Annotated in this window: 20 protein-coding genes; 8 read left to right on the top strand and 12 right to left on the bottom strand. The window is 68.6% G+C overall.

The features are described 5' to 3' along the window. Positions 1-164 precede the first annotated feature (164 nt). On the bottom strand, positions 165-1,304 hold the full coding sequence (locus tag DIE03_RS02650; RefSeq protein ID WP_124447175.1) for an LLM class flavin-dependent oxidoreductase: 1,140 nt from the start codon (positions 1,302-1,304) through the stop codon (positions 165-167). A gap of 260 nt (positions 1,305-1,564) precedes the next feature. Here DIE03_RS02650 and DIE03_RS02645 point away from each other — a divergent pair, with 260 nt between their 5' ends. Both DIE03_RS02645 and DIE03_RS02640 read left to right on the top strand, forming a co-directional pair. After that, entirely contained in the window at positions 1,565-1,915 is a 351-nt protein-coding gene (locus DIE03_RS02645) for a VOC family protein (protein WP_124447173.1), read from the top strand. 240 nt (positions 1,916-2,155) lie between these two features. Continuing rightward, a complete protein-coding gene (locus tag DIE03_RS02640) occupies positions 2,156-3,544 on the top strand; it encodes a DHA2 family efflux MFS transporter permease subunit (RefSeq protein ID WP_124447171.1) in 1,389 nt (462 codons plus the stop codon). Positions 3,545-3,553: 9 nt separating this feature from the next. On the opposite strand, the gene DIE03_RS02635 is transcribed toward DIE03_RS02640, so the two are convergent. Beyond that, positions 3,554-3,934, bottom strand: coding sequence for a DUF4377 domain-containing protein (locus tag DIE03_RS02635; RefSeq protein ID WP_124447169.1), 381 nt, complete (start codon positions 3,932-3,934; stop codon positions 3,554-3,556). Between the two features lie 224 nt (positions 3,935-4,158). Between DIE03_RS02635 and DIE03_RS02630 the strand changes: the two genes are divergently transcribed. From DIE03_RS02630 to DIE03_RS02620, 3 genes are all read left to right on the top strand, one after another. Beyond that, on the top strand, positions 4,159-5,334 hold the full coding sequence (locus DIE03_RS02630) for a helix-turn-helix transcriptional regulator (protein ID WP_124447167.1): 1,176 nt from the start codon (positions 4,159-4,161) through the stop codon (positions 5,332-5,334). A 110-nt stretch (positions 5,335-5,444) separates the two neighbouring features. Next, on the top strand, positions 5,445-6,200 hold the full coding sequence (locus DIE03_RS02625; RefSeq protein WP_124447166.1) for an SDR family NAD(P)-dependent oxidoreductase: 756 nt from the start codon (positions 5,445-5,447) through the stop codon (positions 6,198-6,200). 98 nt (positions 6,201-6,298) lie between these two features. Continuing rightward, positions 6,299-7,492 (top strand): tyrosine-type recombinase/integrase, encoded by a 1,194-nt coding sequence (locus tag DIE03_RS02620; protein WP_124447164.1) that lies wholly within the window; start codon positions 6,299-6,301, stop codon positions 7,490-7,492. A gap of 34 nt (positions 7,493-7,526) precedes the next feature. On the opposite strand, the gene DIE03_RS02615 is transcribed toward DIE03_RS02620, so the two are convergent. From DIE03_RS02615 to DIE03_RS02600, 4 genes are all read right to left on the bottom strand, one after another. Next, on the bottom strand, positions 7,527-7,745 hold the full coding sequence (locus tag DIE03_RS02615; protein WP_124447162.1) for a YXWGXW repeat-containing protein: 219 nt from the start codon (positions 7,743-7,745) through the stop codon (positions 7,527-7,529). A 64-nt stretch (positions 7,746-7,809) separates the two neighbouring features. After that, positions 7,810-8,967: a DUF1501 domain-containing protein gene (locus tag DIE03_RS02610; RefSeq protein ID WP_124447160.1), complete on the bottom strand. Its 1,158-nt coding sequence runs from the start codon at positions 8,965-8,967 to the stop codon at positions 7,810-7,812. A gap of 2 nt (positions 8,968-8,969) precedes the next feature. Then, on the bottom strand, positions 8,970-10,364 hold the full coding sequence (locus tag DIE03_RS02605; RefSeq protein ID WP_124447158.1) for a DUF1800 family protein: 1,395 nt from the start codon (positions 10,362-10,364) through the stop codon (positions 8,970-8,972). A 147-nt stretch (positions 10,365-10,511) separates the two neighbouring features. Continuing rightward, positions 10,512-11,306, bottom strand: a complete 795-nt coding sequence (locus DIE03_RS02600) for a hypothetical protein (RefSeq protein ID WP_124447156.1) — start codon at positions 11,304-11,306, stop codon at positions 10,512-10,514. Between the two features lie 302 nt (positions 11,307-11,608). Between DIE03_RS02600 and DIE03_RS02595 the strand changes: the two genes are divergently transcribed. Further along, positions 11,609-14,575 carry a M48 family metallopeptidase gene (locus DIE03_RS02595; protein ID WP_124447154.1) on the top strand — a complete coding sequence of 989 codons (2,967 nt, stop codon included), beginning with the start codon at positions 11,609-11,611 and terminating at the stop codon, positions 14,573-14,575. Positions 14,576-14,623: 48 nt separating this feature from the next. Here the strand turns inward: DIE03_RS02595 and DIE03_RS02590 are convergent, their stop codons facing one another. The 4 genes from DIE03_RS02590 to DIE03_RS02575 all read right to left on the bottom strand — a co-directional run bounded on the left by DIE03_RS02590 (position 14,624) and on the right by DIE03_RS02575 (position 16,842). Further along, positions 14,624-15,118, bottom strand: a complete 495-nt coding sequence (locus tag DIE03_RS02590) for a periplasmic heavy metal sensor (RefSeq protein ID WP_124447152.1) — start codon at positions 15,116-15,118, stop codon at positions 14,624-14,626. Beyond that, the gene (locus tag DIE03_RS02585) at positions 15,115-15,534 is read right to left on the bottom strand and encodes a hypothetical protein (protein WP_124447150.1); all 420 of its coding nucleotides are present in this window, start codon (positions 15,532-15,534) and stop codon (positions 15,115-15,117) included. The genes DIE03_RS02590 and DIE03_RS02585 overlap by 4 nt, the downstream gene beginning before the upstream one ends. Beyond that, positions 15,531-16,316, bottom strand: a complete 786-nt coding sequence (locus DIE03_RS02580; protein WP_124447148.1) for an RNA polymerase sigma factor — start codon at positions 16,314-16,316, stop codon at positions 15,531-15,533. Before DIE03_RS02580 ends, DIE03_RS02585 begins: the two co-directional genes overlap by 4 nt. A 226-nt stretch (positions 16,317-16,542) precedes the next feature. Next, the gene (locus tag DIE03_RS02575) at positions 16,543-16,842 is read right to left on the bottom strand and encodes a YXWGXW repeat-containing protein (protein WP_124447146.1); all 300 of its coding nucleotides are present in this window, start codon (positions 16,840-16,842) and stop codon (positions 16,543-16,545) included. 335 nt (positions 16,843-17,177) lie between these two features. Between DIE03_RS02575 and DIE03_RS02565 the strand changes: the two genes are divergently transcribed. Then, entirely contained in the window at positions 17,178-18,863 is a 1,686-nt protein-coding gene (locus DIE03_RS02565) for a metallophosphoesterase family protein (protein WP_124447144.1), read from the top strand. A 404-nt stretch (positions 18,864-19,267) separates the two neighbouring features. Beyond that, positions 19,268-20,212, top strand: coding sequence for an aromatic amino acid DMT transporter YddG (yddG, locus tag DIE03_RS02560; protein WP_148092899.1), 945 nt, complete (start codon positions 19,268-19,270; stop codon positions 20,210-20,212). 70 nt (positions 20,213-20,282) lie between these two features. Here yddG and DIE03_RS02555 read toward each other — a convergent pair whose 3' ends face one another. Together DIE03_RS02555 and DIE03_RS02550 are read right to left on the bottom strand one after the other, a co-directional pair. After that, positions 20,283-20,915, bottom strand: a complete 633-nt coding sequence (locus tag DIE03_RS02555; protein WP_124447140.1) for a LysE family translocator — start codon at positions 20,913-20,915, stop codon at positions 20,283-20,285. A gap of 99 nt (positions 20,916-21,014) precedes the next feature. Next, the gene (locus tag DIE03_RS02550; RefSeq protein WP_124447138.1) at positions 21,015-21,929 is read right to left on the bottom strand and encodes a LysR family transcriptional regulator; all 915 of its coding nucleotides are present in this window, start codon (positions 21,927-21,929) and stop codon (positions 21,015-21,017) included. Positions 21,930-22,156 lie beyond the last annotated feature (227 nt).

The raw sequence follows: 22,156 nt of genomic DNA, 5'->3' as shown, positions 1-22,156 counted from the left end.
GTCTCCTGTGGAACGGGGGCTGCGCCGTGGTGCGCGCCCCGCTCTCGTTCAAAGTTGTTCGGCGCGGCCTGGCCGCGGGCGATGCTCGCCACCACCGATGGTCGGCTTCGCGCGACCGCGCCGCATCGTCCGACCGGACGGGACGACGGGCGCGGCCCCGTGCATCACGCGCAGGCGCGTTCCTTCTCGCGGTTGAAGAACGGGATCACGTGCTCGCCGATGTTGCGGATCGTCTCCATCTGCGCTTCGTGCGGCACCGTGCCCATCTGGCACAGGAACAGCACTTCGTCGACACCGGCTTCCTGCAGGCGGCCGACATAGCCGATGCAGTCGTCCACCGTGCCGTACGCGTGGTTCGGGTTCATCATCGCGAGCGCGGGGTCGGCGAAGTTGACGACGACTTCCTCCGACGCGAAGCGCGAGCGGATCACCATCTCGCCGGTGTCGGCCTGCACGAGATCGTCGTCCCACTTCGCCGGGTCCGGACGCTCGCCGCCCGTGTACCAGTACGCGAGCGATTCCATGAAGTAGCGCTGGCCGCGGATGCCGATCTTGCGGGCGGCCTGGCCGTCGGCCATCACGACCGTCGGGCACAGCGCCGCGAGGTGCCGGGTCGGGCGGAAGCCGACCTGGTCTTCCGGCTTGCGGTTCGCCCATGCCTCTCGGTACACGGCATTCTTCTTCGCGACCTCGTCCGGGCCGCCGAAGCCGAGCACCAGCGCGCCCATCCCGCGCTGGCCGGCGCGCAGCAGCGCATCGGTGTTCGTACACGCGAGGTACATCGGCGGGTGCGGATCCTGGAACGGCTTCGGGTGGATCGGGCGCTTCGGGATCTTGATGTACTTGCCGTCGTGCTCGATCTCGTCCTGCACGAACATCTTCGGCACGAGGTACATCGATTCGTCGATCATCGGCTGCAGTTCGTTGAGGTCGTAGCCGAACGCGCCGGCTTCCTGCTGGCTGCCGCCCTTGCCGACGCCGAAATGCACGCGACCGCCCGACAGGATGTCGAGCAGCGCGACGCGTTCCGCCACCTTGATCGGGTGGTTCATCGCCGGCGGCAGGCACACGACGCCGTGGCCGAGGCCGATGCGCGTCGTGCGGCCGGCCAGGTACGCAAGGAAGGTCTCCGGCGCGCTCATGTGCGCATAGTGGGTCAGCGACGTGTGCTCCACGCACCAGATCGTGTCGAAACCGACCTGCTCGGCGAGCAGCGCCTGCTCGACCGTCTCCTTGAACACCCGGTGGTCGCCCTCGCGCGATGCGTCGGTGGTCTGGGCTTCGTAGATGAGGGAAAACTTCATTGCGTGCGTCTCCATGTGTGTTGGACGAGTCGGGGTCGCGCAGGCCGCCCGCACGATACGGACGAATAGCGACGGTCCACGAATGGGAGTGTCGGCGCGCCGGCTGGCGTGGGCATCATCTGTTCGGAGTAGCTGCCCGCCTGCGGGGACAGAGGGGTTTCACGGTCATCCGATCGGACTGCGTGAGCCCGCGGGCGACGCGCTAGCATCGACCGGCGGCGCATTGCACGCCGCCCACATCAAGACAAGGGAGAACCGGGATGAAGGTATCGATGCTGCTGTATCCGGTCGACGACATCGACACGGCGCTGCCGCTGTTCGTCGACGGGCTGGGGCTGAACGTGAAATTCCGCGACGGCGACCGCTATTGCGCGCTCGACGGCGGCCCGCTGACGATCGCGCTGGTCGCGGGCGACGAGCAGATCGTCGAGCGCGCGGCGCTCACGCTGCGCGTCGACGAAAACGACGACCTGTATGCGGCGATGGCGCGGGTCGTGAAGGCCGGCGCATCGGTGCGCGTGCCCGTGCAGGCCGGGCCGCACGAATACCGCGCGGTACTGGAGGACAAGAACGGCGCGCTGCTCGTGATCTCGCAGAAGCGGTCGGCCTGACGATGCGCGGCGCGGGCGCCGAATGCCGGATGCCGGCGCATGGCGTGCGTCACCTGCCCCCTTTTTTCGCGAGCGCCTTCGGCACGACCGCGTGCGTGACGCCCGGCTCGGCCTCGATTTCCTCAGACAGCTTCCCGATAACCGCCGGAATCGGTACCATCGAGCGCTTGAAGTCCGGCAGGCGCCGCGCAACCGCGCACCGGCGCCCCCCCGCCGGGCTTTCGCACCACCGATTTCGCCATGTCCCGGGAACCCACACACGCCGTGCTGCTCTGGATCGTCGCCGCTGCATTCTTCATGCAGTCGCTCGACACGACGATCGTCAACACCGCGCTGCCCTCGATCGCCCAAAGCCTGCACGCGTCGCCGCTCGCGATGCAGCCCGTCGTGGTCGTCTATACGCTGACGATGGCAATGCTCACGCCGGCGTCCGGCTGGCTCGCCGACCGCTTCGGCACGCGCCGCGTGTTTTCGGTCGCGATCCTCGTGTTCGTGCTCGCGTCGATCGGCTGCGCGGCGTCGCATACGCTCGGCCAGCTCGTCATTGCGCGCGCCGTGCAGGGCATCGGCGGCTCGATGCTGCTGCCGATCGGGCGGCTCGCCGTGCTGCGCCGCGTGCCGGGCGAACAGTACGTCGCGGCGATCGCGTTCGTGTCGACCGCAGGCCAGCTCGGCCCGATCGTCGGGCCGACGCTCGGCGGCTGGCTCACGCAGGCGATGTCATGGCACTGGGTGTTCATCGTCAACGTGCCGGTCGGCGTGGTCGGCTTCGTCGCGGTGCAGCGCTACCTGCCGCACGACCAGGCGACGCAGCCGCCGCCGTTCGACTTCGTCGGCTGTGCGCTGCTGTCGGTCGCGATGATCGCGCTGTCGCTCGCGATTGACCCGCCGACGCCCGCGCATCGCACCGCGTGGGCGGCCGGGCTGGCCGTGGTCGGGCTCGCGAGCGCGCTCGCCTACCTGCCGCATGCGCGGCGGCGTGCGCAGCCGCTGTTCCGGCTCGGGCTGTTTCGCGAACCGAACTTCGGTTCGGGGCTGCTCGGCAACCTGCTGTGCCGGATCGGCACGAGCTCGGTGCCGTTCATGCTGCCGCTGCTGATGCAGGTGCAGCTCGGCTATACGCCGCTGCAATCGGGGTTGATGATGCTGCCGGCCGCGATCGCGGGCGTCATCGCGAAACGCTGGATCGCGCCGCTCGTGAAGCGCTTCGGCTATGCGACGTTCCTGGTCGTGAACACGGTGATCGTCGGCTGCGCGATCACGGGATTCGCGCTGGTGTCGGCGCGGCCCGCGCCGGTGCTGGAGAGTGTGCTGCTGATCGTGTTCGGCACGGCGAACTCGATGCAGTTCGCGGCAATGAACAGCGTGACGCTCAAGGGGCTGTCGCATGCCGACGCCGGCAGCGGCAACAGCCTGTTCACGATGATGCAGATGCTCGCGATGGGCCTGGGCGTGTCGATCGGCGGCGGGCTCGTCAACCTGTTCGCCGCCTATTGGGGCTCGATGGCGCACGGATTCATGCTGTCGTTCGCGTGCATGGGCGGCGTGACGCTGCTGTCGTCCGCCGTATTCCGGCGGATCGATACGGCCGCGCCGCCGGCCGGTGCGGCGGCGCGGCCGTCCGCTTGAACGCGGCCGTCAGTTCACCTGACGGCGTTCGACGACACGCTTGAGCACCCAGCGGATCGACGAACCGTCGGCCGGCGGCTGCGCGACGCGGTATTCGTCGATTTCGAGCGTGTACAGGTAACCGGGCTGGTAGGCAAACCCTTCGATCCCCGCGTACCACAGGCTCCACGGCTCGCTCGGGCTGCTGCGCACCTGCAGGCACTCCATCGGCGCGACGCCCGTGCAGCGCGCCGACTGCGGCGCGACGTAGACGGTTTTGGTCACGGGCTTGCCGTCGACCGGGCGGGCCGCGCTCGGCGCCGTGGCGGCCGCGTCGGTCTGGCATCCGGCGAGGAGCGTGCTGCCGGCAATCACGGCCGCGCCGAGCAGCGTTCGGGTCTTGTGAATCATCAGATGTTCCTCTGGGAGCGTTGGAGGGCCGGTTAGACGACCGGCGCGGCGAGAAGGTTCACAAATACCTTACAAAACGCACTCAACCACCCTCATTCATGGGATGTCGCGCGCGAGCCGATACGCTACCGTGTTCCGGTTCCGCCACGCGCATCGCCGCCGGCGGTCCGAACGTGCACGCCAGGCGCCCTGCGACCCGGCGGCCGCAACAGGAGACAACCCGAATGATCACGGCGCCCCCGGCCCTGCCGCCAAACCTTGCCCAATCGAAACTGACGCTCGAGCAGTTCGACGCGTTGCTCACGACCATCTACGAAGGCCCGCTCGAAGACGTGCCGTGGGGCGCCGCGCTCGAACAGATCCGCGTGCACCTCCACGCGAACTACGTGACGATGATCCTGCGCTGGCCCGCCAGCGGCCATACGGGGCTGATGATCAACGCATCCGCGGAGAGTGCGCCGCTGACGGGCGTCGCGTCTTACAACAATTATTACTACGCACTCGATCCGTTCGTGAACCTGCCGGGCGATCGCGTCGTCACCGTCGACGAGCTGCTCGGCGTCGGCGTCTGGCGCAACAGCGCGATGTATGCCGAATTCCTGAAGCCGTTCGACGTCGGCTATCTCATGGGCGCAGACCTGCGCACGCACGACGGCGTCGAGTGCCGGTTTCGCGTCTGCCGTCCGCATCGCGGCCAGGCATTCTCGGCGGCCGACAAGGCCGTGTGCAACGCGCTGCTGCCGCACCTGAAGCGCGCGGTGCGGCTGCACGCGAAGTTCGGGATGGTCGAATCCGAGCGCACGCTGTATGCGAGCACGATCGACCGCATGCTCGTCGGCACCGCGATTCTCGACGAGCGCGGCACGATCATGAGGACCAACTCCGTCGCCGACGAGATCTTCGCCGAATGCGACGGCCTGCGCGTGCGCGGCGGCACGCTCGAGGCGTCGTATCCGCTCGAGGATCGCAAGCTGCAGAAGCTGATCCGCCAGGTGCTCGCGGAACGCACGGGCGTCACGCCGTCGGTCGCGCACGCGATCGCGGTGCCGCGCCCGTCCGGCAAGCCGCGGCTTGGCGTGCTGATCCGTGCGGTCCCGTTGAGCGAATGGTCGGAGGACAACCCGCGCCGGCCGGCGTGCGCGATCTTCATCCGCGATGCCGAGCGCAAGTCGCAGGCGTCTCACGACATCGTGCGCAAGCTGTTCGACCTCACGCCGGCCGAAACGGCGCTGGCGCTCGCGCTCGTCAACGGGCAGACGCTCGAGGAAGCGGCCGACGAACTCGCGATCAGCAAGAACACCGCGCGTTCGCACCTGCGTGCGATCTTTTCGAAGACGGGCGTCACGCGGCAGGCCACGCTGGTGCGGATGTTGTTGAACAGCGTGCTGTCGCTGGGATGAGGGGCGCTGCGCGAAGCATGCCCGCCGTCGAATCCGCCTAGTCCGTTTCAACGTCGAAGCACCGGCCCGTGCCGCCTAACCTGTCGCTCCCCCCGCCTCAGGAGACAGGTATGGAACATTTCGCAGGAAAAGTCGCCGTCGTGACCGGTGCAGCGACCGGTATCGGACGCCAGGCCGCCCTGTGCTTCGCCGAAGCCGGTGCGCAGGTCGCGCTGCTGGACACCGTCGAATCCGCCGCGGACGACACCGCGCACGAAATCGAGCGCCTCGGCGCAAAGGCGATCGTGCTACGCGCCGACGTGTCGCGCGACGATGACGTGCGCGCGGCAATCGACACGACGGTCGCCACGTTCGGCCACCTCGACTTCGCCTTCAACAACGCGGGCATCGCACCGCGCGGAGCCCCCGCCGCCGAGTTCGACGAAGGCGAATGGGACCGCACGATCGCCGTGAACCTGAAAGGCGTGTGGCTGTGCCTGAAGCACGAATGCCGGTACATGCTGCAATCCGGCGGTGGCGCGATCGTCAATACGTCGTCGATCATGGGGCTCGTCAGCGGGCCCGGGCTCGCTGCGTATTCGGCGTCGAAAAGCGGCGTTATCGGCCTCACGAAAGCGGTGGCGATCGACTATGCGAGCCGCGGCATCCGCGTGAATGCCGTGTGTCCGGGCGGCATCGCGAACACGGCGATCACCGAGCGGCCGGACAATCGCGACGACATGGCGCGGCTGATGCAGGCCACGCCGATGGCGCGGCTCGGCGAACCGCGCGACATCGCGGAAACGGTGTTATGGCTGTGCTCGCCGGCCGCACGCTTCGTCACCGGCCAGGCGATCGCGATCGACGGCGGTTTCACCGTGTGGTGATCGTGTACCATCGGCGCTTCCCGATACGCCTTGACGCGTTCGTTGCCTGTGTCCGCCCGGCCACGCCCGTGCGGTTCGCGCAACGCGCCGCCCTTCGCATGCCCTCACCCGTTCCGTCCGACGCCGCGCTGCGCCCGCTGCCGATCGATACGCTGACCGTACCGGCTGCGCTCGACGGACGCACCGGCTCCAACCGTTCCGGCAGCGCGCATCCGCAGATCGCCGCGACCAACGATCTCGACGCCGTGCGCGCGTGGCTCGCACGCTTCGTCGATACGCCGACCACGTTCCAGAACTACCGCAAGGAAGCCGAGCGCCTGCTGCTGTGGGCCGTGATCGCGTGCGGCAAGCCGCTGTCGTCGCTCACGCACGAGGATCTCGTCGTCTACCGGCAGTTCCTGCTCGCGCCCGCGCCGGCGGACCTGTGGTGCGCGAACGGCGGCCGCAAGCATCCGCGCGACGATCCGCGCTGGCGGCCGTTCTACGGGCCGCTGTCGGCGGCCAGCCAGCGGCAGGCGCTGGTGATCCTGAACGTGATGTTCTCGTGGCTCGTGCAGGCCGGCTATCTGGCCGGCAACCCGCTCGCGTTGTCGCGGCAACGGCAGCGCCGGCCCGCGCCGCGCGTCACGCGCCATCTCGGGCAGCCGCTGTGGCAGTCGGTCAAGGAGGCGATCGCCGCGATGCCGCGCGACGATGCGCGCGCGTGCTTCCATGCGGATCGCGCGCGCTGGCTGTTCACGCTGCTGTATCTCGGCGGGCTGCGCATCACCGAAGCGGCCGACACGACGATGGGGCAGTTCTTCTGCCGGCGCGATGCGAACGGGCACGACCGCTGGTGGCTCGACGTGACGGGCAAAGGCGGACGGCAGCGGCTCGTGCCGGCCACCGACGAGATGATGGCCGAGCTGTCGCGCTACCGGCGCGCGCATGGCCTGGCCGCGCTGCCGTCGGACGGCGAGCCCACGCCGCTCGTGCTGCCGGTCGGCCGGACGCACAAGCCGCTCACGCGCGCAGCGCTGCACCGGATCGTGAAGCAGGTATTCCGGCACGCGGCCGACCGGCTGCGCGCGAACGGCGAAGCCGGCGACCAGCAGGCACGCGTGCTCGAACAGGCGTCCGCGCACTGGCTGCGCCACAGCGCAGGCTCGCACATGGCCGACGGCCGCGTCGACCTGCGGCTCGTGCGCGACAATCTCGGCCATGTGTCGCTGACGACGACGAGCCAGTACCTGCACGCGGACGACGACTGGCGGCATCGCGAAACGGAGGAGAAGCACCGGATCGGGTGGTAGCCGCTATCCGCACCGTCAGGCACGTCACGCCCGCTCAGTACACCGCCACCCAGTGCCCCGGCACCCACGCCCAGTGATTGCCTGCCCACCGGTAATGCCCCTTGGCCCAGCGATAGCCCGGTGCAGGCGGCGGCGGTGCCACCTCGACGAGCGGCGCCGGCTGCGGCGGCCGCACGGGTTCGACCACGCAGGCGGACATCAGCACGGAACTCGCGCTCACCAGCACCGCAAGCGAAACGGATCGCATCTTCATCGTCAATTCTCCCTGTTGTGTAATCGTGTAATCGGTCGACAGCACGAACGCGGCATGCGCCGCGTCACGCGGCCCCGCGAATCAGGCCGCTCAGCGGCCGCGTCGTGCCGCTTTCCGCGAACAATGCGGCTGCCGTGCGGCGCGGATCGAGCCGCAGGCTTTCGGCCGCTGCGCCCGAGATCAGCGCGTCGAGCGACGCAGTCGGCTTCAGGTCGCGCCCTTCGTACAGGTCGCCCGGCCGCAGCCCCGGCCAGTCGGCGATCACGCGGCCGCCGGCCACCGCGCCGCCTGCGAGCATCGCGACCGACGCCTGTCCGTGGTCGGTGCCGCCCGTGCCGTTCGCGGCCGCCGTGCGGCCGAACTCGGTCGCGACCAGCACCGTGGTCTGCTGCCAGGCGGGCCCGAGGCCGTCGCGCAGCGCGGCGAGCATCGTGTCGAGCGCCTTCAACTGGTTCGCGAGCCGCGCGTTCTGCGCGCTGTGCGTGTCCCAGCCGCCTGTCTCGATCATCGCGATCCGCGGGCCGTCGTCGCGCGCGAGGAACGTCGCCGCGAGCTTGCCGACGCCGGTCGGGTCCTGGCGCGCATGCGCGTCGCCGGCGAGGCCGCGCGCATCCATCGCCGACTGCCACAGCGGGCCGAGCTGTGCGTCGGCCTCGTAGAGCGACGACACGCGCGCGAGCAGGTCGTCCGGCGCGGCCGGCAAACCGGACGGCGCATACGACGCGGCCTGCACGGCGCCGCGCAACGCGAGCGGCACGGTCGGCGCGAACGCGATCGCGTTTTCGCGTGTCGCCGGCAGCAGCGCGGCGAGCCGGTTCAGCCAGCCGTCCTTCACCTGGTATGGCGCGCGGCCGCCCGTTTCGAGCACGTTCTGGCCGTCGAAATGCGAGCGGTCGCGATACGGCGACGCGATTGCATGAACGAACAGCGCCTGCCCGTCGCGATACAGCTGCGCGGTTTGCGCGAGCGACGGATGCAGCGCGAACGTGCCGTCGAGCCGCGTCGCGGCCGCCGTGTCGATCGCGAGCGGGCCGCGCAGCGACGCATACGCGGGTTCCGCATACGGGACGACGATGTTCAGGCCGTCGGCCGCGCCGCGCTGGATCACGAACACGAAGCGCCGGTCGGTCGCGACGTTCGCGAACACGATCCGCGGCGCGACGAGGATCGCGCCCGCACCCGCGGCGGCAACGCTCAGGAATTGTCGGCGTGACAGGGCCATGGTCATCTCCGTTGGAAATCGGGCGAAACGAGCAGCAGCGCGAGCGACGTGGTCGCGCTTTCGGCACGCGACAGCGCAGTCGCGGTCGCCGCGCTCATCGAACCGGCCAGCAGCGTGTTGCCGAGCGTGCGCGGATCGAGGCGGTCGCCCGTGCGCGCGGCCAGCCGCTGTGCAATCTCGACGCGGCGCACGAGCGCGTCGGGCGCAGCCCAGCTCGCGTCGACATCGTCGTAGCCGGCCGGCGAGCCCGGCCGCCACACCGGCTGGCCGAGCTGAGCGAGCAGCGGCGCGGCCTTCAGGTCGCCCGTATCACTCCAGCCGAGCCCGCGCAGCGACGATACGGCCCACTCCCACGGCGTCTTGAACTTGCGGTTGACCGGCGACCACGCGTCGGGCGCATCGACGAGCGCGCGATAGACGGTCGGCAGGTCGCCGCCGCTCGCATCGAAGGCGCGGGCCAGCCGGTCGGTCAGCGCGGGCGGCGGATTGTCGGCGACGAAATGACGTGCGAGCTGGAACGCGATGTGCCGGCCCGTTGCGTCCGAGTGCGCGAGGTCGTGCAGGATCGCGCGCGCCTGCGCTTCGCCCGTCTGGTCGTAGGTGCGTCCCATCACCGTGCGCGTGCCCGGTTCGTGCAGCTTCGGGCGGAACACGAATGCACCGGGAGCGGCATCGCCCGGCTGCGGGCCGCGGCCGCCGGCGATGCTCCAGCCGGTCAGCGCGCGCGCGAATTCCGTCACGTCGGCTTGCGTGTATCCGGTGCGCACGCCGAGCGTGTGCAGCTCCATGATTTCGCGCGCGAGGTTCTCGTTGAGCCCGCGCTTTGCCGAAGGATTGCGCGCTTCGGCGCGCAACGCGGCCGGGCTGTCGGGGCCGGCCGAGCGTGCCTGGTCGAGGAACACCTGCATCGCGGGATGCCGCTCGACGGCGACGAGCATGTCCTCGAAGCGGCCGAGCACGTGCGGTCGGATCGCGTCGCGTTCGAACGCGCCCGCATAGGCAGCCACCTGCCCCTTGTCGACCGAGACCGCGAAATGGTTCGCCCAGAAATGCACGAGACGCTCGACGAACGGCGCGGGCGTGTTCAGCGCGCTGTTCATGCGGGCGGCGACGGCACTGCGATAGGCGTCGTAGCCGTCGCGCCGGATCGATTGCCCGATCGCACGCTTCGCGGCCGCGTCGTCGCCCGTCATCGCGTTGCGTGCATTCGCGAAACGCGTGGCGAGCGCCACCGCATCGGGCTCGCCGGCCCACGCGGCGGGCCGTGCGTCGTAACGATCGAATTGCGCGACGAGTGCCGCCTTCGGGTCTGCTGGCGGCGCTTCGTCGGCCCGCGCGCCGAGACCGAAGCGGTTCAGCGCGATCGCGGCCGGCGTGATGTCGTTCGGGTGATCCATGACGGGCTCTCTCGCGGTGCGTACCCACGTTCAACGCGGGAGCGCCGGGAAATCCGTCGCGGGACTGCGAAATATTTGTGCTTCGCGGCCGGTGAACCAGATGGCTTGCTGTTTGCTTTCAATCGCCGTCAGGCGCGTACGGTTACCTCAGCGGCCGGCACCCGCGTCGCCGAGCCCCGCAGCATGCTTGCCGGACAGGCTCGACATCAACGCCTCGATCGGCAGCTTGCGCGCCATCCGCGGCTGCGAAAGACCCAGTTCGCGAAACGCCGAATCGATTTCCTCCCGGGTCGGCTGCAATGGCGCAAGCGCAGACGCGAGCGGCGGGACAATCTGCTTGACCATATAACGACGCCCCGTCGCCTTGATCTGCATGACAACGATCAATATGCCAAGCGCGATGAAGAAATAGATGCCGTAGTTCGTCGCGTCCGGTGCGACCATGCCGACCGTCACGGACCCTACGATCGCGACGGCGAAGGCGACGAATATCGCGAGTATGTCTCGCCAGTTGACCCGGCTCGATGCGAAATAGCGTTCGACCTTCGTCGATAGCACAACGAACGGATCGCGAATCAGCGTCTGTCGCTCGTCGGGCTGCAGCGATGGGAGCGCGGTGCGTACCCGCTCTTCGAGAACGAGCCGGTCTCTCCATGCCGATTCCAGATTCGGAAAGGTCTGCGCGGTCAGCTCCGGCAGCGGCGCGGCCTTCGGCGACACGCTCGCATAGGTGGACAGCTCGCTCTTGACCGGCGTTCGGCAAGTCTGGCAAGTTCGCTGATATCCGACCAGCCGCCCTTCCCCAACCGAGATGTTGTAGACATGACCGGCGGAGCCGACCCGCTGCAATTCGAACGTACGCGGCGTTCGGCAGATCGGACAGAAGTCCGCTACGTAGCCTTGCTTGCGATAGACTAACTTCCGCCCCCAGAAGACGAACATGGCATTCCCCCGAATTCCGGAATACGCTCCGGCATGCGCGTTTCATTGATATTTGTTTGCCAGTCCGAAACGACACGGCGGCTTATTCTGCCTGATCTTTTTTTTCGGTGGGTGGCGATTTTTGCCGGTCGGGCGTTTCGAATACGCAACGCGGCGCGAATGCTTTCATCCGGTTTTCATTTCGCCTTCGAAGGCCTCGCGATTCCAGGAAACGCCATGCCGGCACGATCGATCGGCTGTCACAGTCCGATGTCCTAATCGCGCGACAGACGCGCTGCTTACGCTCATGGGTCGATAACACGATGGTCACTCTTTACCCCGCCGGGCCACGCGACGTGCCGGCCGGACTCACGCGCGCGAGCACCGCGTATCGCCGCAACGTGTGGCTGGCGGTCGCGGGCCTCGTGCTGTTCATCCTGCTGTATTTCGCGCTGACCGCGTGGTTCGCCTTCTCGGCAATCACCGGTGCACTGCGGCTCGCGCTGGATGGCGGGTCGGCCGGGTTGCCCGAATGGCTCTCGTGCGGCGGCAGCCTGTTCCTGGCGGTATTCCTGGCCAAGGCGCTCTTCTTCGTCCGGAAAGACGAGAGTACGGGCCGCGTTGAATTGACGCGCGCACAGCAGCCGCGGCTGTTCGCATTCCTCGAACGTATCGCGGAAGACGCCGGCGCGCCGCCCCCGAACAAGGTGTTCGTCAGTGCGCGGGTCAATGCGGCCGTGTTCTACGACCTGTCGCTGCTGAATCTGGTTCGGCCTTCGCTCAAGCATCTGGAGATCGGGCTCGCGCTCGTCAACATGCTCAATCTCACTGAATTCAAGGCGGTGTGTGCGCATGAGTTCGGGCATTTCGCGCAGCGGTCGATGGCGCTGGGCCGATGGGTCTACACCGCGCAGCAGATCGCCGTCCATATCGTGGCGCAGCGCGACCTCCTCGACCGCGTGCTGCACCGCCTGTCGAACGTGGACGTGCGCATCTCGTGGATCGGCTGGCTGCTCGGTCTCGCCGTCTGGGCATTGCGATCGATCATCGACATGGCGTTCCGCCTGGTTGTCGTCGCGCAACGTGCGCTGTCGCGTGAAATGGAGATGCAAGCCGACCTGGTCGCCGTGTCGCTGACCGGCAGCGATGCCATCGTGCATGCGTTGCACCGGTTGCAGATTGCGGACGACGCATGGGACCGCACATTGGGCCTGCTGCGTGGAGAAGTCGCCAACGGCCGGCCGCCGCGCGATGCATTCGTCGTGCAGCTGGCTTTTGCCGATCGCCTCGGCCGCATCTACAACGATCCGGCTTACGGCCAGCGCCCGCAGGTGCCGGCGGACGCAGCCGACGCATTCCGCGTGTTCGACCGGGAAATCGCGCAGCCGCCGCGCATGTGGGCCACGCACCCGCAGAATCACGAACGGGAGGAAAACGCGAAACGCACGTATCTCGCCGCGCCCGTGGACGAACGCAGCGCGTGGCTCCTGTTCGACGACGCGCCCAGCCTGCGCGAGCACCTGACGGCCGCGCTGGTCGGCGACACCGGACACGCGCCGGTGGATCCCGACGTTTCGCTGCGGCAACTGGACGAACATTTCGTGCAGGAACATCTTGGGCCGCAATATCGCGGCATCTACATGGGTTTCCCGGCTACCCGGCACGCGCGGTCCGTGCAGTCGTTGACGGAGCGCGTTACTCGCGTCGGTCCGCTCGATACCGACACGCTGTACGCTGCCACCATCGGCCACGACCTCGAGCGGCTGCGCAAGCTCGATCGCGAGCATGCGCTGCTTTGCTCGCTGCGCGACGGGCGCTATCAAGCGATCGACGGGGTCATCCGCCACCGCGGCCGGGTACTCCGGCGCGCCGAGTTGCCCGGCGCGATCGATGCGGTCGATGCCGAGCGATCCATCGCCCGCGGCCGCCTGCATGCGGTGCTGAAGGCGGTACGCAGCGCCCACCTGGCCGCCGCCGACACGCTGTCGCCCGCATGGCGCGCGTATCTCGAAGGCTTGCTGAGCCTGCTTCACTATGCGGAGCACACCGAAGCGAATGTGCGCGACGCTCACGCGCATCTGTCGCTGTGGCGGCAGCGCGCCACGGCAGGCGGGACGATCACCGAGCACGGCATCGGCCATATCGTCCGCGCGGCCGAGCAGCTGCAGCGTGCATTGGCACAAGTCTTCCACCATGCGGAGGATGTACGCCCGGGCGCGCCCGTGCTGGACGCGCTCGGCATCGACACCTGGCCCGACGCGCTCGGGTATTTCGCGCTCGGCGAGCCTGTACGAAGCAACATAGACGACTGGCTGCGTGCCGCCGGCGGCTGGGTCAAGCATGCGGCCGGTCAACTTTCCGCGTTGCGCCGCGCCACGCTCGACGAACTGCTACGCGCGGAAGCGATCGTCGCCGCCGCCCATGCGGGTTCCGGCGCACCGGCGACGGATGCGCCGCCGCCGGCGCCATCCGTTCCGGCCGCGTACGACACGCTGGTCGTCGGCACCGAGCGCGTGCTGCACGTCGACCAGCCGACCTTTCGCGAGCGCTTCGGCACGGCCAGCGGCGTGCTTCCCGGGATTGCGCGCGCGGCCGTGGCACTCGGAATCGTCGGATCCGTGCTCGTGTTCGGCTGGATGCAAGGCCGCGTCACCGTCTCCGTGTACAACGGCCTCGCGCGCACCGTGTCCGCGACGATCGACGGACGGCACGTCGAACTGCAACCGGGTGCGTCAGCCGACGTGACCGTTCACGGCGGCCGCGATATCCGTATCGTCAGCGCGACTTCCGATGGCGAGCCGATCGAGTCGTTCGATGCGCCGCTCGGTTTTCTGCATGCGCGGTTCGTCTACACCGTCGCCGCCGCTGCGCCGCTGCGCCTGTGGACGGCCGCCTACGGCAGCGCAGCCGCGCCGCCGCCGCACTGGCTCGCGCCGCTGCGATGGCAGCCCGCTTCGGCCGACTACGTCTTTACCCGGCCGCCGGCCAGCATTCGCACGAAGGACGGCGGCACGACGCGCACCGTGCTGGACGCAGGCAATGTCGTCGCACCCGAGACCCTGGTGCGCGCCGCCGGTGGCAACGCGGCGGCGGCGATGGTGCTGTCGCACGTGCGATACGATGCGCCGGACTCTCCCTATCTGCGGAATTGGCTGGATCTCGCGAGAACGACACCCGGCTTCGATCGGGCGCTGGCGGCACGACTCGCGCATTTTCCCGACGACGCGTCCGCGGTGCGAATCAGCCGGACGGCAACGGCGAGCCGCCTCGATAACAGCGTCGGCAAGTAGGACCGTGCGCTCGGTGACGCCCGCCGCAATGCCGGCTCGCGACGACGATTACTGACTCTCCGGTACGCCCCGCTTCTTCGGCGGCAACCGCCAGTTCCCGCTGCGCTGCAACCCGTCGACGAACTTCGCGCGCTCGTCGGGTGTCAGCGTCGCCGCGAAATCGACGACGCTGCGTTCGACCTGCGCACGCATCGCGGTATCGGCCGCGCGTGTGCGGTCGAGCGCGGCATCGATCGCCGCACGATCGAGTTGCGGCGCGGCGAGCAGGTCCAGCACGGTGATCCGGCCGTCGCGCCCTTCCCGCGCGAAATCGCGGCCGGTCTTGCGCGCCGCCTTCAGCGCGGCCGCGAATTCGCGCTGCCGTGCATCGGGCAATTCGTCCGCCGCGAAACGCAACGCGGTGCGCGATGCAGGGGCGCCCGCCGCATGCAGGTCGCGATGCGTCGAGAACCACTGATAGGCGCCGCCGCCGATCGCGCCGAGCATGAACACGTTCAGCACGACCGAGCCGACGAGGATGAATTTCCAGCCACGTTCAGTCATTCATCGCTCCAGTCGATGCTCGGGCCGCCGAACGTCGTCGTCAGATAGCCCGGTTCATGCTGCGACATCGGCGCGCCGCCGAGCATCAGCATCGACACGGCCACCGCGCCCGCGAGCGCACCGGCCAGGCCGACGCCCGCGAACGCCGCGCCCGACCACCAGACTTTGCCGCGCCTGCGTGCGCGCTGCGGCGCGGGCGCCGTCGCGACGATGCGCTCGACCAGCGACGGCGCGGGCGGCGCGACCGTATCGCATGCAAGCCACGCATCGAGGTCGGCTGCGTCGTCCAGTGCGAGCAGCGCTTCGCGCGGGTTCGCGTGCGCCCACGCCTCGGCGGCCGCGCGCTCGCCGGCCGGCCAGCGCCGCGCGTCCGAGCCGTACGCGGCGACGATGGTGCGAAATCGTTCGGGTGTCATCGCTTGTCCTCGCTAGGTGGGTCGCCGGCCAGCTGCGCGCGCAGGTTGCGCCTCGCGCGGGCGAGCAGGCTTTCCAGCGCATCGACGGTGATGCCCATCAGGTTGGCCGCTTCCACATTCGACATTTCCTGATAGTACTGGAGCACGAGCGCTTCCCGCTGCCTCGGCGGCAATGCGGCCAGCGCCTGCCGCACGCGCGCATCGCGCGAACGCAGCTCCGCCTGCGCGGCCGGCTCCGGCTGCGTGTCGGGCACGTCGGGCAGCGTATCGACGGGCTCCTCGCGCCGGCCGCGCAGGCGGTCGTAGCACAGGTTCAGCACGACGCGATGCAGCCACGTGTCGAAGCGCGCCTCGCCTTCGCGCCAGCGCGGCGCCTGGTTCCAGATTCGCAAGAACGTCTCCTGTGCGACGTCCTCGGCTTCGTTCCGGTCGCCGAGCATGCGCGTCGCCAATGCGAGCAGCCGCGGCAGCTTGCGTGCGACGAGCACGCGCACGGCCGACGAATCGCGCGCGCCGACGCGCGCGACGAGTTCCGCGTCCGGATCGCGGTCGCCGCGATCGTTCAACGCCGCCTGCTCCGTCGCGCGGCGCGCGGGCGCCGCACTGTCACGGCAGGGGTACCCGCCGCCCGGCTGAAGCTCATCGTCGTGCTCTCCTTGCATGCGTCGGGCCATCACCGGACGGCGCCACACCGACTGTTCGGCACTGCCGCGCGCATCGCGCCCGGCGTCGCACACGGCGTCGGCCATGTCCGTTTCATCGACATCCGGTTCGCGCGGCATGTCGATCCTGTCGGCCGGCCGCGCGACCGGCGGCCGGCGCGCTCAATATACGACGACCGGCGCGGGCCGGTAATACACCGGACGGGCCGGCACCACGACGCAGCCGGCCAGCACGATGGCTGCGGCCGCGAGGATCACGATGGTTCGAAAAGGCATGGCTTCGACTCATGATGTTGCACGAAGTAACTGCCGCGCCGGCACCGCGTGCCATGCGGCGGCGCATGCGTCACGCCCAGTGACCGGGCACCCAGCGCCAGGCCGGCCCGCGCGCGGCCCAATGGCCGGGCACCCAGTGGTAACCGGCGCGCACCACTTGCCAGTGGCCCGGAATCCAGACGTAGCGGCCCTGCCGCCAGTGCCAGTGGCCCTGATCCCAGACGTAGCCCGCACGCGGCGCCGGCAGCACTTCGACGCGCGGCGGCGGCGGCGCGTAAGGCGCGACGATCACGGCCTGCGCGAACGACGCGGAGGCCGCCAGCGCGGCCACGCATGCCGCAGCGAATCGCAGTGGAACAGAAAGTTTCATGAAAGACTCCGAAGTAACGGGCATCGACCGGTTGCGGTCGTTCATGCGTTAAACGGCGCCGGCGAACGGAATCCGTCGCGGAGTCTGCAAATAAATTTCGGGGAGACCGACGTGGCGTCGGCATGTGCCGCGGTGCCGCTCGGCAAGATCCTGCAAGATCCTGCGTATTGGCGGCCGCCCGCGCCGGGTTGCGGGGCTGTCACATCGCGGCAAAACTGCCCTTCGACAATGCATGCGACCGGGATCCCGCTCGTTTCCGGCCCACGCCCCGGCCGCGCTCGCGCATGGCCGCGCGGTTCCACCCTCTCGCGTCCCCACCCACGAAAACACCGACCATGTCGAACCAGGACACCTCCCCTGATCAGCCGAACGAGCCGGCCGCCTCGGTATCGCGTCGCGGCTTCCTGAAACTGGCCGGCGTCTCCGGCCTCGCCACCGCTGCCGGCGGCCTCGCGGCCGCGCGCGCCGCCGCCTCGAATCCGGACGGCACGCCCGAACAGGTCCACCTGACGTGGGGCAACGACCCGACGTCCGAGGTCGTGATCTCGTGGGCATCGCTCGCGCCGGCCGTCAACCCGCGTGCGCGCATCGTCGCCGACGGCGAGCCGGCGCGTACCGTGCACGGCGTCCAGCGCCTGTACACCGACGGCCTGAACGGCGAAACCGTGTTTGCGTACCACGCGCGCGTGCACGGGCTGAAGCCCGATACGCACTACCGCTACGAGATCACCGCCGACAACGACGGCAACGCCGCGCAGCCGTTCTCCGCGACCTTCTCGACGGCGCCGCGCGGCCGTGCGCCGTTCCGCTTCACGAGCTACGGCGATCTCGCGACGCCGAACGGCGCGTGGGTGCTGTCGTCACCGCAAAGCCGCTTCGCGGTGCAGGCCGTCGAGCAGTTCCAGCCGCTGTTCCACCTGCTGAACGGCGACCTCTGCTACGCGAACCTGAACCCCGCGCACCAGCCCGAGGTGTGGCGCGATTTCGGCAACAACAACCAGACGTCGGCTGCGAACCGCCCGTGGATGCCCTGCCCCGGCAATCACGAGATCGAGTTCAACAACGGCCCGCAGGGGCTCGACTCGTATCTCGCGCGCTATACGCTGCCGGAGAACGGCACGCACTTCCCCGGCCGCTGGTACAGCTTCCGCGTGAGCTCGGTGCTGTTCGTGTCGCTCGATGCCGACGATGTCGTGTACCAGGATGCCGCCGCATTCGTCGGCGGCCCGGCGCCGCTCGTGCCGGCCGCGAGCACGGGCCGCCCGCCGATCGAACCCGGCACGTCGTTCTACGTGCGCGGCTACAGCAACGGCGAGCAGACGCGCTGGCTCGAACGCACGCTGCGTCACGCCGCCCATGACGACGACATCGACTGGATCGTCGTGCAGATGCACCAGGACGCGCTCAGTTCGTCGAAGACGGGCAACGGCTCCGACAAGGGCATTCGCGAAGCGTGGCTGCCGCTGTTCGATCGTTACGGCGTCGACCTCGTGCTGTGCGGCCACGATCACGACTACGAACGCAGCTACCCGGTGCGCGGCTGCAATCACCGCGCAGGCGTCGACGCGACGACCGGCGAAGTGGTCGAGACGCTGCAGCCGCGCCCGGTCGGCTCGAACGACCCGGACCGCACGAAGTTCGACACGAGCCACGGCACGATCCACCTGATCCTCGGCGGCGGCGGCACCAGCGCACCGCTCGACGTGTACGGCGAAAACCCGTCGACCGGTTTCGCGCGTGCGAAGGTGTTCACGAAGCCGAACCGGCCGGTGCCGGGCAGCACGCCGAACACGTTCGTGCGCCAGCCGGCCGATGCGCTCGAGGATGCGATCTGGTCCGCGCGCCGCGATACGGGCACCGGCTACGGGATTGCCGTGTTCGACCACGATCCGGGCAAGCCGGGCGGGCACACGACGATCACGATGCGCTACTACCACGCGCCGGGTGCCGACCAGCACCCGACCGCGCAGTACGAGCTGTTCGAAACGATCGAGCTGAGCAAGAAGCGGCGCGAGCGGTAATCACGCCGGCGCCCGCTGCGGCGGGCGCCGGTTGCGCTGCCTGCGAGGACGGGATGCCGCGGCACGGGTTAGGCTGCCCGGCTCGCACACCGGGCCGCGCAGATGAGTTTCGAATATCGCATCCACACGATCCCGTCAGCCGCCGCATTCGATGCCATCGCGCAAGCCCTGCGGCAGGCAACCGGCGCCGCATGGCGGATCGACGACGCGTGACCGATTCGCGCGCCTGAATCGACCGCAGGCCGTACACACGAGTCCGGCCGGATCGCTGCAACGGCTTCGCCCCGTTAAAATGCGCGCTTCCGGCGAAATCACTCCATCGCATTTCCGCTCGCGACAGCAGCACGCGCGAACGGCCTCGTATCATCCGCAATCGAATCGGCATGTCGAAGCAGGCAGGAAGCATGAAACGCAAGAACAAGGCAACGCTCGCCGGGCTCGGCGCGGTGCTGTTATGGGCCTCGGTGGTCGCGCTCGTCCGCGGCGTCAGCGAAAGTCTCGGCGCGACCGGCGGCGCCGCGATGATCTATACGGTGGCGTCCGTGCTGCTGCTGTTTTCGGTCGGCTTCCCCGATCTGAGCAGATTCCCGAGAAGCTATCTGCTCTGGGGCGGCCTGCTGTTCGTGTCGTACGAACTGTGCCTCGCACTGTCGATCGGCTATGCGAGCAACGGGCAGCAGGCGATCGAAGTCGCAATGGTCAACTATCTGTGGCCGAGCCTCACGCTGGTCGCCGCCATCGTGTTCAACAAGCAGCGGGCAAACCTGCTGGTCGTGCCGGGCGTCCTGCTGTCGATGCTCGGCATCTGCTGGGTGCTCGGCGGCGACCGCGGCCTCGATCCGGCCGGCATGCTCCGCAACGTCGCGGACAATCCGCTGAGCTATGGCCTCGCGTTCATCGGCGCGCTGATCTGGGCCGGCTATTGCACGGTCACCGCACGCCTCGCCGACGGCAAGAACGGCGTCACGCCGTTCTTCATGCTGGTCGCCGCGGCGCTCTGGATCAAGTTCGCGATCGAAGGCGGCGGCGGCATGACGTTCAGCTTTCACGCGGTCCTGTATCTCGTGCTGGCGGCGTCGGCGCTGGGGTTCGGCTATGCGGCCTGGAACACCGGCATCATGCACGGCAACGTGACGGTCATCGTCGGCGCGTCGTACTTCACGCCGGTGCTCGCCGCCGCGTTCGCCGCGACGCTGCTGCATGCGCCGCTGTCGGTCGAATTCTGGCAAGGCGCATCGATGGTGTGCGGCGGGTCGATCCTGTGCTGGCTCTCGACGCGCAGCCGGCGCCAGGCCAAGGCCGCGCCCGTTCGCGTCGGCAAAGCGGCCGAAGGCAATTGCAACGGGTGACGTTGCCCGAAGCTGTCGACGCAAGGCCGGCTTGCTGCCGGCCGCTCTCCCGGGCGCCGGCCACCGTGTTCTAGCGTTGCGACTCCAGCGCGATACGCACGGCCAGCCCGGCCAATACGGTGCCCATCAACCAGCGCTGAACCGACGCCCAGAACGGCCGGCCCGCCAGAAAGCCCGCGATGGAACCGGCCATGCACGCGATCAGCGCGTTCACGCTGACGCTCACCGCGATCTGCACGCAGCCCAGCACCAGCGATTGCGCGAGCACGCTGCCGTGGCCCGGCGAAATGAACTGCGGCAACAGCGACAGATACATCACCGCGATCTTCGGGTTCGCCAGGTTCGTGACGAACCCCATCGCGAACAGCCTGACGCGGCTGTCGTGCGGCAACTGCCGGACCTGGAACGCCGAACGGCCACCGGGCTTCAGCGCCTGCCACGCCAGGTAGGCCAGATACAGCGCGCCGGCAAAGCGCAGCGCATCGTATGCATACGGCACGGTCATCACCAGCGCGGTAATGCCCAGCGCCGCACACACCATGTAGAACACGAAGCCCAGCGCGACGCCGCCGAGCGACACGAGCCCGGCACGGCGGCCCTGGCAGATCGAACGCGACACCAGGTAGATCATGTTCGGTCCAGGCGTCAGCACCATGCCGAGCGCTACGAGTCCGAACGCAAACAGGGTAGGCAAGGCCGGCACGGCAATCTCCTTCGGGGCGACGGGAATGAGGTCCGATCAATGTATTGCATTTTTGGCATCGTCAGCATGAATAAACTGCAAGTCACCCATGAACGCCGTTCATCGTGCCGCCTGCTTGCTACCGGCCCTCCTTGCGCGTGCGTGGATCGCCTTCCCCGCCTTCGCACGTTGTGCGTCGACGAGCCTCACGAATTCATCGGCTACCGCGTTGCCGGCCGTATTCCACGCCAGCCGCACGGAACGATGCAGCCGCGGCGACAGTTCCAGTACGCGGCCGCCGAACGGCGTATACGTGAGCGTGATGCGCGGCACGATCGATACGCCCATGCCGGCCTCCGCCATCGACAGGATGGTGCGCATCTCGACCACGTTGAACGCCGCCTGCAGCGGCGCGCCGCCGCGCGCGAAGTAATCCGCGATCACCGGCCCGCACCCGCCCTTCGAAAAAATGAACGGCGCCGCGGACAACTGCCTGGCCGACACGCTCTTGCGGCCGGCGAACATCCCGTTCGCCGCCACTGCGACGAAATCCTCGTCGAGCAGCGGCAGGTTGTGCGCGAACGTCTTCGTGCCGGCCACGACGCCGATGTCGGCGGTCCCGTCGTCGATCCACCCTTCGACTTCGCTGTCCGTGCCTTCGAGCAGCACCGCCGATACGCCCTCGTGCAGCGCCTTCAACGCCTCGAGCGCGGGGACGACGAACGCCAGCGACACGCTCGGCAACGACGCGACCACCAGCCGCCCTTCGAGCTTCCCGCGCGACAGGCTGAACTGCTGGCGCAGCATCTGCGCTTCACGGACGACACTCTGGACGTACGGCCACAGGCGTTCGCCCGCCGCCGTCAGGACGACCGGCTGCCGGTCACGCCACAGCAGCTTGACCTGCGTGATGTCCTCCAGCTCGGTCAGCGCGTGACTGATCGCGGACTGGCTGCGGCTGAGCCGATCGGCAGCCGCCGTCAGCGAACCGAGTTCGACTACGGCCGCGAGGGCCTGCAACTGGGCAAGCGTCATCGGATTTCCTTGTGTCGATGGCATGTATTCGCCGCATGACGCGGCAAGCCGTCATGAATTATATTGAATCGACACCATCGCATGAAACGCCGTGTCCGCATCGCTCAGGTAAGATGCACGCTCGATCCGCCGCGCCCTTGCATGCGCACCGGCCGGCGGTCGACAATCGATGTTGAACCACGCCACCGCGTTGCTCATGCTTGCCGGCACGACCTGCCGGCCCGGAC

Source organism: Burkholderia sp. Bp8992, assembly GCF_003853705.1.
Lineage (GTDB): Bacteria > Pseudomonadota > Gammaproteobacteria > Burkholderiales > Burkholderiaceae > Burkholderia.
The sequence above is the reverse complement of the archived record's forward strand: the minus strand, read 5'-3'. Positions and strand labels throughout refer to the sequence as shown.